This window comes from Paenibacillus sp. SRL342, from assembly GCF_984798905.1.
The window spans coordinates 7,125,254-7,143,903 of sequence record NZ_OZ481790.1 but is presented as its reverse complement, the minus strand read 5'-3'; the positions used below and the strand labels follow the sequence as shown (position 1 = coordinate 7,143,903).

At 44.3% G+C, this 18,650-nt stretch carries 10 protein-coding genes and 1 pseudogene; 9 read left to right on the top strand and 2 right to left on the bottom strand.

What is annotated here, in order from left to right; genetic code table 11:
- The first annotated feature begins 10 nt into the window (after nucleotides 1–10).
- Together AC4E8D_RS31545 and AC4E8D_RS31540 are read left to right on the top strand one after the other, a co-directional pair.
- Entirely contained in the window at nucleotides 11–1,741 is a 1,731-nt protein-coding gene (locus AC4E8D_RS31545; RefSeq protein ID WP_221820194.1) for a sensor histidine kinase, read from the top strand.
- Nucleotides 1,738–2,853 (top strand): response regulator, encoded by a 1,116-nt coding sequence (locus AC4E8D_RS31540; protein ID WP_221820193.1) that lies wholly within the window; start codon nucleotides 1,738–1,740, stop codon nucleotides 2,851–2,853. The genes AC4E8D_RS31545 and AC4E8D_RS31540 overlap by 4 nt, the downstream gene beginning before the upstream one ends.
- A gap of 54 nt (nucleotides 2,854–2,907) precedes the next feature.
- On the opposite strand, the gene AC4E8D_RS31535 is transcribed toward AC4E8D_RS31540, so the two are convergent.
- Nucleotides 2,908–3,534 carry a hypothetical protein gene (locus AC4E8D_RS31535; RefSeq protein ID WP_221820192.1) on the bottom strand — a complete coding sequence of 209 codons (627 nt, stop codon included), beginning with the start codon at nucleotides 3,532–3,534 and terminating at the stop codon, nucleotides 2,908–2,910.
- Between the two features lie 567 nt (nucleotides 3,535–4,101).
- On the opposite strand from AC4E8D_RS31535, the gene AC4E8D_RS31530 reads away from it, so the two are divergent.
- The 3 genes and pseudogenes from AC4E8D_RS31530 to AC4E8D_RS31520 form a co-directional block, all read left to right on the top strand.
- Entirely contained in the window at nucleotides 4,102–6,783 is a 2,682-nt protein-coding gene (locus tag AC4E8D_RS31530) for an Ig-like domain-containing protein (RefSeq protein WP_490205690.1), read from the top strand.
- Nucleotides 6,784–7,147: 364 nt separating this feature from the next.
- A complete protein-coding gene (locus AC4E8D_RS31525; RefSeq protein ID WP_221820190.1) occupies nucleotides 7,148–9,271 on the top strand; it encodes a 5'-nucleotidase C-terminal domain-containing protein in 2,124 nt (707 codons plus the stop codon).
- Nucleotides 9,272–9,585: 314 nt separating this feature from the next.
- Nucleotides 9,586–14,412, top strand: a pseudogene (locus AC4E8D_RS31520) (DUF7601 domain-containing protein); the annotation flags it as partial.
- A 656-nt stretch (nucleotides 14,413–15,068) separates the two neighbouring features.
- Here AC4E8D_RS31520 and AC4E8D_RS31515 read toward each other — a convergent pair.
- A complete protein-coding gene (locus AC4E8D_RS31515; protein WP_397376251.1) occupies nucleotides 15,069–15,449 on the bottom strand; it encodes a hypothetical protein in 381 nt (126 codons plus the stop codon).
- A gap of 245 nt (nucleotides 15,450–15,694) precedes the next feature.
- On the opposite strand from AC4E8D_RS31515, the gene srtB reads away from it, so the two are divergent.
- The 4 genes from srtB (at nucleotide 15,695) to AC4E8D_RS31495 (ending at nucleotide 18,637) form a co-directional block, all read left to right on the top strand.
- Nucleotides 15,695–16,471 (top strand): class B sortase, encoded by a 777-nt coding sequence (srtB, locus tag AC4E8D_RS31510; RefSeq protein WP_221820188.1) that lies wholly within the window; start codon nucleotides 15,695–15,697, stop codon nucleotides 16,469–16,471.
- A gap of 375 nt (nucleotides 16,472–16,846) precedes the next feature.
- Nucleotides 16,847–17,392, top strand: coding sequence for a 50S ribosomal protein L25 (locus AC4E8D_RS31505; RefSeq protein WP_221820187.1), 546 nt, complete (start codon nucleotides 16,847–16,849; stop codon nucleotides 17,390–17,392).
- A 336-nt stretch (nucleotides 17,393–17,728) separates the two neighbouring features.
- Nucleotides 17,729–18,346, top strand: coding sequence for a hypothetical protein (locus tag AC4E8D_RS31500; RefSeq protein WP_221820186.1), 618 nt, complete (start codon nucleotides 17,729–17,731; stop codon nucleotides 18,344–18,346).
- A 12-nt stretch (nucleotides 18,347–18,358) separates the two neighbouring features.
- Nucleotides 18,359–18,637, top strand: coding sequence for a hypothetical protein (locus tag AC4E8D_RS31495; protein ID WP_221820185.1), 279 nt, complete (start codon nucleotides 18,359–18,361; stop codon nucleotides 18,635–18,637).
- Nucleotides 18,638–18,650: the final 13 nt, after the last annotated feature.

The following is an 18,650-nucleotide window of genomic DNA, read 5'->3' as shown; positions in this document are numbered from 1 at the left end:
GACCTGATGTATGAATTCCACTCTAGAACTTATCCTCATGATTGTTTCATTGATCATGACGGGTATCATCTTACTCACTGTGTACGGGTTTAGACGAGAGCGCGGAGTAATCTACCTCGTAGGGTTGATCGTATGCCGGATGATGTACTCAAGCAGTATCATTCTGGAGAGACATAGCGATGTATTAATGACTAAATTCATTTTTCGCAATATTCAGAATACGACCCAAAATGTAATGGTCCCTTTCTTGATCTTATTTGTTTATCACTTAGTCGGTCGAGACAAGCTGCTGAAGATCCGATGGAAGATCCTATTGTTTGCTGTATTCGCATCGTGGTCGTTGCTTATGTGGCTTGACCCAAACCTTCATATTATATATCTGACGATTGAGCTTTATAATGGCCACCTAGTCACAACAAAAACCCTCTATTCCAGAGTATTCAGCCTCATTTGTTATAGTGCAGTGGTTATATGCCTCTACTATTTATTTCAGTATGTAAGGAATATTAGGAGTGATTATCGTAAGCCGGGAATGTGGGTTCTCCTTCTGGCTACATTACCGTTTGTCCTGGAGATTATCAAATTTGTGAATCCTGAGTGGTCATCATGGTTACTTCCATTAACAGTTTACTGCGGATCTACAGGGACAATTATGCTGGTGATTATTTTGAGGATTAAGTTCTTCTCTACCGTTCCGATTGCCAGGAATATTGTACTTGATACGTTGCAGGAGAGTATTGTGATTGTGAATGGTTCGGGAAAGGTTATTGATAGCAATAATCGAGCTTCACAATGGTTCTCAGAGTTAGGCTACACCAATATTTCGGGTCGGAATATATCGGAAATCCTAGCGTCCTGGCCAGAATGGTATAAGCTGAGCAAGTCTATGCAACCGGGTAGTGTAGAGATTGATCAGTGGCTGGATGGAGAAAGAAAAATATATAGTATAAACGTATATCCGTTATATACACTGGGTAAGGCACAGGGTAATATTTCTCTTATTTTTGATATTACAGAGAAACAACGGCATCTGGAGCAGATGGCACAGTTGAACCAGCTGAAGGATCAATTGTTTACAATTATATCGCATGATATTCGCAGTCCGCTAGCGCTGCAGTTTCAACTCGTGGAGTTACTGGAGGCGGACAGGCAATCCTTCGCTGCGGATCATCAAGAGATCATTGAGCAGCTGGGTGACCAGATTCGTAATACACTTGGAATGGCTAATAACTTGTTAGAGTGGTTTCGCAGTCAGGTTGAAGACATGACACTTCGTCCAGAGTTACTGGAGCTTTCGGAGGTTGTTGAGGACTGTTGTCATATGTTACACATCAAAAGTGAGAGTAAACATATCAGTGTGATGAATAAGATTGCCATAGGCACCCATGTATATGCAGACCGGGAAACAGTTGGTTTAATTATTCGTAACTTATTAACCAACGCCATCAAATTTTCCGAATTGGGTGGTTTAATCGAAGTGTACGCTCAGTTGTCGGGAGACATGGTGATCGTGTCCGTTCGTGATAACGGAGTAGGTATGGAAGAGGAGCGAATTCGTCAGCTATTTAACGAGAAGCAACTCAACTCCATGGCGGGTACATTAGGGGAAAAAGGGGCAGGGCTTGGATTGCTCGTAAGTCGGCAGTTCGTACAACTAAGTGGTGGAGATATGTGGGCAGAAAGCACGGTGCGACAAGGAAGCGTATTTCACTTCACTTTGAGAGGCGGAACAGAGAGATGAAAGTTCTCATCGTTGATGATGAGCCTGCCATGCTGTTGGCAATGAAGCGGATGCTGTCGAATATGCAAGATGTGGAGATTGTCGGAAGCTTTCAGAATGCGGCAGAGGCACTCGATTTCGCTAAGAACAGGGAAGTGGATCTCGCATTCCTGGACATCCAGATCGCTGAGGACAATGGATTAGAGCTTGCACGTAGCTTGATCTCAGTTTGTAATGATCTTGACATTGTGTTTACCACTTCGCATGCAGAATATGCGATTCACGCTTACGATGTTTATCCGTTGGACTACATGGTTAAGCCGATTTCCAGAATGCGACTGGCTCAGACGCTCACTAGGGCGGCCAGCAGACGCAGATCTTCTTCTAATCTTGCTGACGACCTTGTGCCTAATCGGCTGACGGTTCATGGACTGAGTTGCTTCGAGGCTAGCAGCAAACAAGCGGGTACAGTGAAATGGAAATCCAAGAAAAGCATGGAGCTATTTGCCTATCTGCTTGTTCATCAGGGTCGAAGTGTGGCCAAATCCCGAATCCTGGAGGATCTCTTCCCAGGGAGGCCTCTCAAGCAGGCGGAAGTGTACTTGAATACAATTGTCTATCAGCTTAGAAAGGTGTTATCCGAGCATGGGTTCAAGGAGATGATCCTATCAGCGCAAGAGCAATATCGGGTAGATTTAGATCAAGCCGATGTTGACTTTATTCGATTCGAACAGACCATATTGGAGTTATTCGAATTCAATATAACTAATGAAGAAGCGGCCATAGCGTTAGAGAAACAGTTCGTAGGCGAGTTGTTTGAGGGTAAATCTTTTGATTGGGCGACAGGGGAACGTGAGAGATTGTTAACTGTGTACGTTTCCTATGCCAAGCGTCTTGCAAGCTGGTTGCTGGAAGGGAATCAATATAATGAAGCAGCACGCATTGCCAGAAGAATTGTATCCCGCAATGAGTTTGAGGAAGAGTCAACATTACTGTTATTAAGTATATTGGGAGCCATGGGAGATCGAAAATCACTACATAACCACTATGAGCAATATACGCAATTACTGCTTCATGAACTTGGATTACAGCCTTCGCTGTCTATTCAACAGCAATATGAACAATATCAATGATATCCTCCTGATAAACAAAAAAGAGCCGCACACCATGCGGCTCTCCATCTACTTTTAACGCCCACCCGTATTTGAAGCCCAGACAGGAATCCAACTATTCGGATAATTGCTATTGGTCAGGGTTGTGTTATAGAGAACTAAATTCCCATCACTTTGCATGACCAGTGTATCACCTGTTGTGTTAGCCGGTAAGTTGCTCCCGTGATGACCTGGAATCCATGAGGTGGTATTGGGAGACCAAGCAGCTACCTGTACGGAAGTATCAATCATCAAAACTTTATCCCATCCCCAACCGGTGTAATATTCGAATTTACCTGTAGCCGGGTTGAAACCATAACGATAACCATATTGGTAAACGTTTTGATATTTCATGCCATATTTATAGATGACAGGCTTCCCGTACTGTGATTCAAAATTGAACGAAAGAGCCCCACTGTTACTAGTTCCGCTACTCCAGAGAGAAGAACCGTTTTGATAGATAACGAAGTTCCCATCATTCTGCCAAATGGCTGAAAATCTACCATCTTGGGAGGTGAGATAGTCACCCTTCGCCATGCTTTGGCCGATCGTGAGCTTATCCCCAAGATAGCCAGCAGAAGCTGTTGCTGGTACGGCAAATGCAAGAATCAACAAGCAAGCCATCAGAATGCGAAATGATCTGGGGAAAAGTTGTCTGTTCATTGGACACGCTCCTATGTTTTTATAATGGTTAAAGCTAAATGCATAGAACAACAAACCCTTACAGTTATCGCGTATTTCTGCACAGCGTTCGGTTAGGAGTGGTGAAAGAGCAATCAGCACATCCCCCAGTGGTAGTTATAGGGAAAATCGATTTACAATGCTCTTCGGGGTCACCTCCTTTAATAGACAATACATAGTATGAAAATGATATGTGTTAACTAAAGTTGAGGGGTTTGAGGTCCGAGGAAGCTTACTATCATAACTGCCGTACATGTGATCACAAAAACGAATATGACTTTTTATCCCATTATATCAACTTAAAAGATAAAATACATAATTTTCTATTAAAATCTTTCCGGGCGATAGTGGAAGGCATAAATGAATACTTTTAACTAGTCTTACTCTCGATTTACAGTTAGTAGTTCAGCTGTGGCAGACGATTTATTTTTATTTGTGGATATAGGAATTTGAACGAATGTGTCGAATGAATGATTAGATTGATTTGAAGTATTTCAGAAGGGTTTCAGATAAGTTTTTCATCCAGAGGAAAGATACGAGGAGGGTCATATGTATTTTGTCAAAAAGATAGGGAGCTTGGTTCTGGTATTATCTCTCATTACAGGGTTGTTGTACTTAAAACCATCGGATAAGGTGTATGCTGCGGCTCCAACGTCAACAATCACAATGGATAACACGCTGCTGAGAATTGGCAGCACATCACAGGTAACCTTTACGTTCTCGGAAGCGGTACAAGGGTTGGATACGGGAGACTTAACGGTTCCAAACGCTACAGTGACTGCACCTTCATCTTCAGATGGAGGCACTACGTGGACCGCCACTCTTACACCTAAACCCGACACTACAGATGCAACCAACGTCATTACTCTCGACAACGCGGGTGTGATGAATCAAGACCGTACTGTAGGTGTAGGTATAACCACCTCGAGTAATTATGCGATTGATACAATAAGACCCACAGCAAATATTATCATAGCTGGTACGGTCCTTACTGCCGGGGAGACATCACTGGTTACTATTACGTTTTCCGAAGCAGTGACAGGTTTTGACGTCGCTGACCTTTTAGTTGAGAACGGTACGGTGAGCGACCTTAGTTCCTCCGATGGAGGTATTACATGGACTGCGACATTGACGCCAGCTTATGGTATCACTGATGAAACCAACATCATCACGCTTGATAATAGAGGCATTAGCAATGATGTAGGCAATGCTGGCATAGGGACAACGATCTCGAATAATTATGAGGTCTATACCGCCCGGCCAACGGCAACGATTGTAGTAGCCGATACAACACTGATCATTGGTAAAACATCACAGGTCACCATCACATTCTCTGAACCAGTTACAGGATTTACTGTTGCAGACCTTGCAGCGATGAATGGAACCATTAACAATCTGGCTACTAACGATAATATTATCTATACAGCAGAACTAACCCCGACTGTCGGCATGACTGCTGGAACCAATAAGATTACACTCGACAATACGGGTGTGATGAATCAAGGCGGCATAACAGGTACGGGTACAACGGATTCCAATAACTACGCCATTGATACGGTTAGACCTACAGCAACGATCGACGTCACCGAAACGAAACTGACTGCCGGGAAGACATCGGAGGTCACCTTCACGTTTTCCGAAGGAGTTACAGGATTTACCAATGACGACCTGACCGTTGCAAACGGTACGCTGAGTGCCGTTAGCTCTTCCGATGGAGGCATTACATGGACCGCGATATTGACGCCGGCTGTTGGCACCACGGATGGCACGAATATCATTACGCTTGATAATACAGGCATCAATGATATTGCCGGCAATGCCGGAACGGGTACGACGGATTCGAATAATTATACGGTTTATACCGCCCAACCAACGGCAACGATTGTTGTAGCCGATACAACGCTGACCCGTGGCAAAACATCAGTGGTAACAATCACATTCTCTGAGGCTGTGTCGGGTTTTGATAATGCAGATCTGACGGTTGCAAGTGGTACACTGAGTGCTGTTCATTCATCCGATGGGGGTGTGACGTGGACCGCAACGTTAACACCTCAAGCTAACGTGAACAAATCGGTCAATGTCATCACCCTTCAGAATAATGGAGTGTCCAATGGTGCCGGTAATGCAGGACAGGGTATAACGGAGTCCAATCCGTATTCAGTTTCCACTGTACAGCCCGTACAAACAACAAGTCCGAGTACTCCTTCAGCACCAATGGCTACAATAGACAATACAGTCACTTCAACAACGGGTAAAATAACCGTTCCGGTGGGCAAATCAGGGTTGGTTAGCTTGGGCAAAGAGATTCAAATTTCAATTCCAGCAGGGGGATCACCTCAAGAACTGACTTTATCGATTGATAAAGTGTCGAATACCGAAACTTTGCTAACAAATAAAGAGATTCTGGCCAGCCCAATATTTGAGCTTCTGAAGAATTTTCCGGAGAACTTCCTCAAGCCGGTAAAAATGACCTTTACATTTGATTCATCAGGTCTTGAGAATCATCATTCGACAGCTGTATATTATTATGATGAAGTGAACAAGGCATGGGAGAAAGTGGACGGAGGCATTATAAAAGGGAACCAAATCATAGTCGAGGTCAATCACTTTACGAAGTTCGCCGTCCTTGTTGTAGACAAAACCAGTGGAAAGCCGGTCTTGAATAATCCAGTTGAACCCACCACGGAACCTGGTTTTGGCGATATCTCGGGACACTGGGCTGAAGCAAGAATTAACCAAGCTTCAAGCAACGGCATCATCAACGGTTATCCGGATGGAACGTTCAATCCAGGGAAGAACATCACACGTGCCGAGTTCTCAGTCATGCTGATGGGTGCGTTGAATTCACAAAAAGCAGAAGTGGAACTGGTATTCTCAGATAAAACCGAGATCGGAACTTGGGCCAAAATGGCAGTCTCGCAAGCCGTGCAAGAAGGCATTATTAGCGGTTATCCGGATGACACGTTCCGTCCGAACACCAACATAACACGTGCCGAGATGGTAGTGATGGTTGCGAATGCGCTAAAGGTATCTATTACAGGCAATGCTACAACGTCTTTTGCAGATGACAAATCTATTCCTCTTTGGGCGAAAACCTCTGTGGAAGCTCTGAAGGAACTTGGTCTTGTAGAAGGCATGGGTAACAACGATTTCAAACCTAAAGCACAAACCACCAGAGCAGAGGCTGTAGTTATATTAATGAACATGATAGATAAAACCAAAGCAGAATAGTAGTTAACCGAGAAACATCTCTACCTCTATAAAGAGGAAAGCAAGTTGGAGTAAGAGATAGATACCTCGTCGTCTGAGTGTTTTGAGATATTATATGAAGAAACTAAGGCACCCTGCAGGGTGCCTTTTTTTAGCTAGTGCCATTGTACTATGTTGAACGTACCCAGTAGGTGATAGCGTAAGAAGAATTGAGCTGCGTGTCAGAGCACCCATAGTGAAGTTTTGGCTGAAATGTAACATGTCATGTTGTTGTTCTATCAATCTCTCAACTTTTTACATCCATTTTATATATTTAATGATTTTTATGAATTGAACTATGGTAAAATATCTCAGGATCTAAAATTGGAGAGGGGTTTTTTCATTCATGTTTTGGAAAAAAGTTTTGGGCAAAAGCACACTGCGTGTAGCTACTGCTGCACTATTACTCACGCAACTATTGGGGGCAGCAGGTTCTGTCTCTGCCGCAGGTAACGATGTAGAAGTACACTTGATTGGAATCAATGATTTCCACGGTCAGTTAGATACGACATCAATCGTGGGTGATAAGAAGGCAGGAACGGCTCCAATTCTAGCAACCTATCTCAAAGAAGCTCAAGCCAAATATGAACACTCCCTACTCTTCCATAATGGGGACTCTGTTGGTGCATCTGCTCCAGCCTCATCTTTGGATCGTGATGAGCCTACCATGGAATGGATGAATATGATGGGCTTTGATGTAGCATCTCTGGGTAACCATGAGTTCGATCAAGGAATTGCAGCATTAAAAGCACAAATCTTTGGTGGCCTCGATCCAAAAGAAGGTAAAGTAACGCATGCCGGTGCAAAATTTGATTACGTCAATGCAAACGTGATTGAAACTACCACAGGAAAAACATTGATTAAGCCGTATGTGATTAAAGAAGTGGGCGGAGTCAAAATTGGATTTATTGGACTAGTGACGAAATCCACACCTGCCAAAGTATCTCCATCTGGGACAGCTGGCGTACGTTTCTTAAGCGCAGAAGAAGAAGTGGAAGCTGTTAATAAATATGCCAAAGAATTGCAAGACCAAGGCGTAGAAACGATCATTGTTTTGGCACATGATCCAGCAACAACCAAAGAAGGCGTAACCACTGGAGAAGCAGCTGATCTGGCAAAAGCTTTACCGGCGGACTCCCCTGTTGACGTTATCGTTGCAGGTGACAATCATGCTTTGGCTAACGGTGAAGTGAATGGAAAGTTGATCGTTCAAGCTTATTCCTATGGTACGGCGTTTGAAGATATCAAGCTGATGATTGACCCTGCCACCGGGGATGTAACTGAAAAATCAGCGACTGTTACAACGACTTTCCAAGAGGGTGTAAAAGAAGACCCTGAGACGTTGGCTATTATTAAAAAATCATTGGACAAGCATCCTGAGCTGACGAAGCCAGTAGGTACAACGGATGGTTCTGTTACCCGTACAGATGCTTATAATAACGAGGCCCCTCTAGGCAACCTCATTGCAGATTCAATGCGTGAAGCAGACTTTGGGGATAAGGCCAGTGCTGCTGACTTTGCATTTATGAATCCAGGTGGTATTCGTGCGGATCTGCCACAAGGCGATGTGACCTTTGCTGATCTTGCCAAAATCCAACCGTTTGGTAATACTCTAGTAAAACTTGAGCTGACTGGCGAACAGGTTAAAACCTTGTTGCAGCAGCAATGGGGTACCAATGCTGACGGGACACCTAATACCAAAACACTCCAAATCTCTGGTTTGAAATACACTGCAGATTTCAATAAGCCTGTCGCAGAGCGTGTTACTGGTCTCAGTCTTGAAGATGGAACAACGATTGATCCTGCAAAAACATATACGGCTGTAGTTAACAACTTTATGGCTGCAGGTGGAGATAACTATAAAGTGCTGCTGGATGCTAAATCATCCCTGGCAGGTCCTATCGATCTGGATGTATTCTACCAATACATCGTAGACACGTATAAAGGTGGTAGCATCGTAGCTAAAAATGAAGGACGTATCACAAACCTGGCTGCATCTACCGAGCCAACAGAAACACCTGTAACAACAGAAGTCATTTCTCGTGCTGAATTTGTAAGTGCTCTGGTCGACATGTTGAAACTTAACGAAGTAGCTACAGCACCTGCATTCAAGGATGTTGCGGCTAATGCTGCATATGCAGATGCGATTGCTGAAGCTACGCATGCTGGATTCATTCAAGGTTATGGTGGAAACTTCTATCCTGATCGGGATATTACACGTGAAGAAGCAGCTACCATTCTTGCTAAATTGGTAAAAGATCAAGCGACTGATAAAGACGCTGCTACGATTATTGCTAGTTTCGAAGATGGTAAATCCGTGTCTGCCTATGCAATTAAACCTATGGCAAAACTGATTGACAAAGGTATTTTTGCTGGAACAGATAAAAAATCACTTCAACCTAAACAAGGTCTGACTACTAACGATGCAAAAGCATTAATTGAAAAAGCTGTTGCAGCAAAAGCTTCATAATGTAGAACTTATTCAAACTTTATATTAAAACAGAGAAACACATCCTATCGGGCGAATGAGCATTCCTCTACGGATAAACCCTCTCATCAAGTAGTTCTTTAATTGGTGAAAAGGGTTTATCCAGGAGAATGCCATATCCCAATTTAGGATGTTTTTTTATGCTTATAATCCACGATTCTATGGAGAAATCCATGTCTGAATTGGCTCTATGCTCTGGTTACCGCGTAGTGTTCAGAATTTGGTAAGGGCTCTAAAGTAAAATGGTAAGGCAAGCCATATGAACTTGATGAATTTTATCAGTTTCTGTTGTAAGGATGGAATGGCCAAAGGAAAGGGAAAAAGTTTCTGGTTGCTGCAAAAATTTTAGAAGTGGAGGAGATTTTCGTTTGAAACAAAAACGCAATATAGGTAAACCGTTATTGTCTTTATTTCTGGCAATGTTGCTCGTCTTGCAGACAGTGATATACTCCACCGCCGCATATGCGGAGAGTGTGCCAACCGATTCCGGAATGGAAGCGGTCAGTGAATCTGACTCGCCGAGTGCCGATGAACCACTTTCGGTACCTGAGGCAGTGTACGAAGCACCGAACAATTTCGTAGCGATGGCGGCAGTCCCAACGGACAAAACAGCGGTATTTATGGAATCTAATTCAACCTTTCCGCTGGAAGTGACACAGGGGAATGTTGTTATTAATCCGAACGGTATTATTCAGGGTAGACAGCCCTTTACTCTCAAATCGGAAGGTCTCAAGGTACCAGTGAATGGTGATGACCCAAATCCAACTAATGCAGATCCTGAGAAATACATCCAAAAGGGTGACTGGATCGAGCTGAAAAGAGAAGATTACTTCAAGGAAGTGATGCTGCCAACAGCTACTAAAACCTTGAATGCACAGACGGAATCAGGTACAAAACAGCTGGGTACCGCCTATTTCACTCCAAATAGCATCAGGATTGTATTTAACGGTGATGATTATTTTTTCAATGGTGTTGGACGAGGCATTGCCTTCAGCTTTGAATCTACTGCCAATGCAGATATAACGGGATTGGCGTATGGCGATAAAAAGCCAATCAACATCTTTGGTGGTGCATATCAGCTAGAGAACCCAGATGTTACAGCAGAGTATAACATTACTTTAAGCTCGCCTGGAATGATCAGGTGGGATCAGTATAGCTATCGCGGAATTCAACCAGCACAATTTGTTGAGGGAGCTGTTACCTGGCAGTCAACCGTATCTACGTTTGATCAGTTTGATAAAACAATCAAATTGCCACTAGACGGAAAGACCTTTTATACGAATCCCTCAACGTACAATACCAGCCCTGGAAATTCCCGCGGCACCTATATGGAGAATTCATTTAAAGTAAATGATCAAAATGTAACTCCAGTCGTTGGTCCAGACGGATCACTGACTTACACTTTTCCACAGGGAACCGGTCTAGATCCAAAGGTTGAATATAAAACATGGATTTCTAAGGAAGCTTATTATTATGAGTATCGGAATCCGCCAGCCAATCTTGGTCGCGGCCATCGGGATATGAATGGCAAGGTGGAACTGAGAAAAGACAATGACATGTTGGTACAGTCAGGTTTGGAGATTTCCTTTGCTCCCGACTGGATTCAAGCCAGCGCTTCGTATGACCATGCGAATGAAACCATTACATGGAAGGTCACGGTTAACCAATATAACAAAAAAGGGTTAAAGGACTTTACCATCACAAATGTATTACCGGCTGGGCTAGAATTTGAATCAGCTGCATGGCAGACATGGGTAGATGGCGCTGTATCTGAAGAAACGCCAATTACACCAGATTCGAACGGCGTTTATTCCTTCGGGGATATTAATGGAAAAGTCGAATTGTTGATTAAAAGCAAGGCGATAAGTGGTTCCAGCTTCCAAATTGACCCTCGTGCCAACTGGAATTTGGATACACCAGGTGGTATACAGAACAACGATGTAATGACGGGTAAAAGACCAATTGCCGTGACGGATGAGGCAAGCGTCAGCATTGGCGCACACACGTTTACAAAAACAGGCACAGTATCACCCGAGGATTATAACCTGGGTAGTATCACGTGGACCGTTAATCTAGCACCACAGTATGCTTTACCTAACGCGGCAATATACGATGTCCTTGTGCATGGCGGTGACTTGAACGTCTTGGACAACGCTGTAGATGAAACCAGCGAGGTGAGTGCGGATACAATTGCGAAAATTAAAGCAAATATCACTTCTGCGCAGCTTTGGAAGCAGTACAAAGCGGGAACTCTGAAGTCGAATGCAACCGGTTTGACGATGAAAGCTATTCCATTAACCGTGGACGGTAAAGTGGTGGCGGATTTGATCAAGGTGACCGGATACACCGAAGAAGCTGCATCCTTCAGCTTCCGTGCACTTGAGACCAACCCGAACATTCTCTTCAGACAGGAAATTAACGCAGGGAAAGCAAGCTCGAATCGGGCTTTGCTGATTGATGGCGAAAGCGTAAAACAAGCAAATAACAGTGCCAACCTACACCTGCGTATGTTGAACAAAGATATGCTCTTTGCTTCGAAGCCATTAAAAGTAGATGGTACCTTTGAAAATGTGACGCCGAATAACGTTAGCAGTTACATTAGAAATGATAACAGTGAAGCATGGACAATTTCTGGCTATGACAGGACAACCAAAACGGTCACATTCCGTTTAGGGGTTAATATGCCAGGATATAACACAGAAGAAATGGCTAAGGATGGCGGTAATCGAGTCATTAGTGATATTAAGCTAGTAGATACACTTCCCGAAGGCTGGGAATTCGTTCCTTTCTCTGAAACTAAGGACTTTGAGCTGTGGAAAGGATTTTCGGACAATGGTGCAGGAACAGAATATGGTGTTAGAAACGATGCTAGAACTCTAATTGAACCAGGTACTAGTTCTCATGTAGTCCAGTTTTCACACATTGGAAACGAGGGTACTTTCACCTTCTCCAAGTTGGAAAGTCCTTATGTCATTCTGGTGAAGGCAAGACCTTCCAATGATGCTCTGCAGAAGTATTTAGAGGAATACACCATCAACGGCACGGACAAACAGGTGCTGTATAACAAAGCCGACCTTCATATGACATGGGGTGGAGTGGAGAAGGTTGTCACCGAACAGCGCAAAGTTATTGTACCTATTCAGACCCTTGGAAAGTCGGTAGCTAAGCCAGTTCCAGGAGTGCTGGAATGGACGGTGAACTATACCCCGCCATTTAACATGAAGCAGGGTGTTTATTTGCAGGATACCCTGGGTACAGGCATGAATTTGCGTTATGAAGAAAACGGGAAGCTTGTGCTGACATCACCTAGTATGGCAGTCTATCCTGCTAAATTGACCGCAAGCGGCACTCTGGAACGAGAGGGCGCAGCACTGGACCTCAGCGACCCGAATGCTGAAGTTCAAGTAGAAGCTGCACCAGGCGCGGGTGGCACTACGGTTCTAACATTTAAAATGGACGACCCTAATCAGTTGTACCAGTTTGTGTACCAAACAGAAGTTGATCCATCTAAAGCGAAAGCTGGAGACACAATGGGCAACGAGGTAAAACTGGAGGGCGATGACAATCTGAAATCTGTCAGTGCCAGAAGTGAAAGCACACTGGACAGTTCGGACGTGGCCGGCAGTTCAAGTTCCAATGCTCTGTTGCCTCTGAAAAAGGTAGATCCCAATGGCAATCCGCTAAAAGACGTAGAGTTTACACTCTATAAGAAAGACGGCGGAACTATAATCACCAAAGGAAAAACCGATAGCGGAGGGAAACTTAATCTGCTATTCCCTGATCCAGGGTATTATGAGCTGAAAGAAACTTATATTGACACCAATACTTGGCTGCCAACTACAAGGGTATACCAAGTATATGTAGGGAATACGCCAGGGAAGCCCATCTGGGTAGACGGGGTGAAATTAACCTCTGATAATCCGCTGATCGTGCCTACACCGGCCCAAGGCAAGCTGACCATTACCAATAAGGTGGAAGGCAACGGCAGTAATCCGGACAAAGAGTTCGAGTATACCGTGACCATCACTGGCGAAGGTAAGGACAGAGAGTATACCTATAAGAGGTCAGATGATACGTTTGGCAAGATCAAGAGCGGAGACAAGATTGCTCTCAAGCACGGGGAATCTGTGACGTTCCCAGCATTGCCTGCGGATCTGGTCTATACCGTAACCGAGGACGATTATACATCCGTTGACGGTTATACGACGATACCGGGTACGAGAGAACTGTCTGGCTCAATCATGAATAAAGGTGATCACAAGGCGGACTTCATCAACGAACGGACCGTTAACAAGCTGACCATCAGCAATACGGTCATGGGCAACGGCGGCGATAAGACGAAGGAGTTCGAGTACACCGTCAACTTTGAGGATGCAGGCAAAGAGGAAAGCTACACTTACGTGAAGACGGACGGTAGCACAGGTACGATCAAGTCCGGCGATACTTTCCGCCTCAAGGATGGAGAGACACTGGATATTCTGGGCCTGCCTAAGAATCTGAAATACACCGTTACCCAACAAGACTACACAACCGATGAATATATGACTACTCCTGAGGAACGGTATTATGCCGGATTCATGAAAGGCATTGATGAAGATGCCCCATTCACGAACGTGCGAGTTTTGAAGGGCGGCCTATTAATCAGCAACACAGTTAAAGGCAAAGATGAAGACAAGAAGAAGCTGTTTAAGTACACGGTTGCCTTCACAGGCGAGGGATCGGACGAATCCTACGTCTATGAGAAGTCAGACGGCAGCAAGGGCATGATCAAGAGCGGTGAGAGCTTCGAGCTTACAGATGGACAGACGCTCATTGTCCAAGGGCTTCCAACCAATCTTCAGTATAAAGTGACCCAAGATGACTATACGGAAGATGGCTATGTGACTGATCCAGAGAGTCTCATTCACATTGGCACTATTCCAGAGAAAAAATGGTCTGAAGCACATTTTGCCAATACCCGACCGTATCTGGAAGGCGTGCTGCGTAACAATAACACAGGAGAAGTCATTCCGAATGCACCGATTACGGTAACCGATCTGAAGACAGGTGAAGAGATTCAGACGCAAACGAATGAGAAGGGTGAATATTCAATCCCAGCCGTAGCGGATACCGACTATACGATCAGATATACAAAGATGTATCGGGTAGGCGGTAAGGATGTACCTGTTGAGTTTACGCAGAAAGCAAATGTGAAAAGCAGTGTAACGGACGAGACTGTTCCAGCGGACATTACGGCCGTGGGGATCATTCTGTTCAAACAACTGGATGGAACAACAGTGCTATTCAACGATTTGTTGACTAGCCAGATGCATATCTATTTGAAAGACAAGGATGGCATTTATATTAAGGAAAACGGCCAACCTAAAGCATTTCCTATGGCTACGAATGGAACTTTCTCTGTGGAAGGGCTAAGCGAGCAGAAGTACACAATGGAAGTTCGCTATCAAGCTGAGACCGGCGAGGAATTGCTCCTCAAAGTGGCGCAACTTGACGTTAAAGCTAACGGAGAGCTGAATATTTCAGAGGAATTAGTCGACCCTTATGGTACGGTCTATGATGAAACGACAGGAGATGCCGTCACTGGCAAAAAAATTGATGGAGCCAAAGTTACACTGTATTATGCGGATACGCAGCGGAATAGAGATAACGGCCGCATTCCGGGTACGAAAGTAACGCTTCCAAAGGTTCCAAATTTCCCGCCGTACGACAACGAGAGCCCGGAGCAGAGTAGTGATGCAGATGGCTTCTATGCGTACATGGTGTTTCCTGAAGCGGATTACTATCTGATCGTAACGAAAGACGGATACGAAACGCACACAAGTGGTACGATTTCAGTTGATTTTGACATTGTCAGGTACGATGTGCCAATGAAGCCGATTAGTTCTGGAGGCGGCACCGGCGGCAATGGTAACAACGGAGGCGGCACCGTAACACCTGGTCCAGGTACCGTAACGCCAGGTCTAGGAACGGTAACGCCAGGTCCAGGCACGGTAACGCCAGATCCAGGCACCGTAACGCCAGATCCGGGCACTGTAACGCCTGAACCGGGCACTGTAACGCCTGAACCAGGCACGGTAACGCCTGAACCGGGCACGGTAACGCCTGAACCAGGCACTGTAACGCCTGAACCAGGCACCGTAACGCCTGAGCCAGGCACCATAACGCCAGATCCGAGCACTGTAACGCCTGAACCAGGCATCGTAACGCCTGAACCAAGCAATGGTAACGATCAGCTTAAGAACGATAGCAACGAGTTGGACGATGCTCCGAAAACTGGAGATAACAGCGTATCGCCATTCTTGTATATGATTTTGGCGCTGATGTCCTTAATGACGATCGGGTTCTGTCTGCTTGGGTACAAGAAGAAAAAGCACATCCAGTAATGGAAGGGAAGGCGGTAAGAAAATGAGCAAAACTAAAAAAATTCTTATCGCTGTTTCCTTGCTTGTGTTGGTATTTTCACTTGTCAGTCTTGCGAGGACTTTCTTGCGAGATTATGCCGAGAAGCAGAAAATCGAAGAGTTAACAAAGGTTTGGAAAGAAGGATCAGAACAAGGTGGAGGGGATGTATTCCCCTCCACCTTGTTCAATAAAGGCAATGAGCCGGTTATGCTTCCCGAATTTCGAGATCTTTACGAGAGGAACTCAGACATCGTCGGCTGGCTGAAGATTGACGGTACCCGAATTGAGTACCCGGTCATGCAGAGCCCACAGGATTCGGAGTACTATCTCAATCATGATTTTGATAAAAATGAAAACCAAGGCGGGCTTCCTTTTTTGGACGAGTCTAGTACGACCAACAATTCGGACATTTTGCTGATTCATGGTCATCACATGAAAAGTGGTTGGATGTTTAAAGATTTAATGAAGTACAAGAACAAAAGCTTCTATCAAGAACATGCGACGTTCCAGTTCAGCACGCTTTACGAGAAGGAAGAGTATGAGATTGTTGCCGTTATTCTGTCAAAAGTTTATCGCAAATCGGACGACGTGTTTAAATACTACCAGATTGAGAATGTAAGTACGCCCGCCGAGTTCGATTCATATGTTCAGAATATCCAACAACTCTCTCTTTATGACACAGGCGTAACAGCACAGTATGGTGACAAGCTTATTGTACTGTCCACATGCGAGTATTCGACCGAAAACGGTAGGCTAGCGGTGGTGGCCCGAAAGCGTTAATTGACGATGCTGAAACACAAAATCAATCTGCTTTATTTTGCGTTCTCTCCTTAGAGGACGCGATTTTTCTTTTTCTCGAAATAAGGTGCTCATGGACATGAAGGCCTGTTCCAGTCGTCAAAATGGGAAATGGCGTGTTAAATCGACAAATCGATGTTTCTATGATAGGGTTGAAGCATCCCATAGGCATTCTACTCTTCGGAGTAGAGTGCCTTCATGTATATTATGGTTGCTTACATTAAATGTATTTTAAAATCAATTGGATCGTATATGGAGGTGGTGATGCTATGTTTCTCTCTTTAGCCCCAACAGGGGATGGTTGGATGAGTATAAAAAATGTGAAAATATCATTTAATAAAGAGGAGCGAACATAGCATGACTACTAGTTTTCAAGCGGAGAACCGCAGTCCATTAAATACATCCCGACTTAGGGATTTACGTAAATCCGGGCGTTTGCCAGGTATTGTTTTTGGCAAAAATACGGAGAATGAAATGATTCATATTCCAACAATACAATTTCAAAAATGGTTGAAGCAGGGTACGTCTGGTTTTATCGAACTGCAGTTTGAAGAGAAAGACTCATTGACTGTATTGTTGGAAGATCTCCAGCGTGATCCAGTTACACGGGATTTACTTCATGTGGATTTTCAACAGGTGCAGACCAATGAGATCCTGCGTACTAAAATTCCTGTGAAGTTCAACGGCACACCGATCGGTACAAAACAGGGCGGAGTCGTGCAGGTTCAATTATCTTCTATTGAAGTGGAGGCATTGCCGAGACACTTGCCAACGTCGATTGAATTTGACATTAGTACTATGGAACTTGGAGAAACGTTACATGTAAGTGATGCAACGTTTGCACCAGATGTGACGGTGATCTCTGAGGGGAATGAGTCTCTTCTCTCTGTAGTTAAACCTTAACAATTCCAAATTCGCAAAGCTGAATAATTCAAAATTAGCCGTACGGGTGATCATCCGTACGGCTAATTTGTGCTGATTACGAGATGTTGGCGTGCTCCCAACCTCACAAGGCGGGTAGTCTGGAATTCACCTCACGTATGTTTTTTGCTCGCGTACAAGCGCAATGATCCTTATATTTCGCTACCTTTTCAAAGTTCATTCGCAAAATTCAGGTGTAAAGTAGGTAGACTCAGGAAAGGTAATCACTATAATGGAAATAAGATACATATATAGTTGAACCTGAACCGCTAAGGTCATTGGCATAACATTTCTAAACAGGGCGGTGAGCGAAAAGAAATGGACAAATTAAAGAATAGCGGATTCTATAAACTGAGATTCTTCATCACTCCTGAAGAGTTTAAAAGCCTTTTGCAGCTTTTGGAGCATCGGCAAGCGCAATTCTATCGTACCAATGCTGCCCGAACAGAGCATGATTATAATCAGGTGTACGAGGAGTATCAGACGTTCTATCAGTATTTTGTGGCAGGAGAAAAGAGAGATGACATCCATCCCTTCTTTGTTTACTCTATTTCTATTGCATCAGATCAAGAAAGTTCAGGATTTTTTGTAAGAAATGAAGGGGTTTCTTTTCCATATCACGGACAATGGGCAGAGGATGAACTGCCGTGTATCTTGCTTTCATTTCCGAAAGGTTTTCAAGTTAATTTGGAAGATGAAAAAGGAAAGTACTATATTTATGAGGATATCCGGGACCATAAGCCGCTGACCTATGCATTTTTCGATGAAATAAGAGAAACTATCAAAAAAATGACCAAACCCCTTCGCTTCTCAGCCCTTGATGCAGATGCGATGAAGGAGCAAAAGCCCTCTGTGCGTATAAGCCATGATGCAATGCACGAATTGAGCCAATCGTGGATCTTCAGTAAATATAGACTTGTGATTCATGGCAAATAGGAGGGGGACGAAATGACGTTCGCCCTAAATATTATCTGTACCTGGGTACTGCTAGTTGCCTCATGTTCCGCAGTGTGGTGGAGTTTCAGAACAGAAAAGCTTATAACCATCTCCTGGCTGGCATTTTTGCTACCGGCTGTCTTCCAGCTTGTTACGGCTTTCCGGATTGGTCCAGGCCAAGCAAAGTCACTCATCGTGTTTGGCTGCATCAATCTGGTGTCTGCTGCCCTTGTGGGTGCGGGTGTCTGGTATCTAGTCCAAATAGCCAATTCATATCGAAGGGGCAAATGATCAACGAATGGAA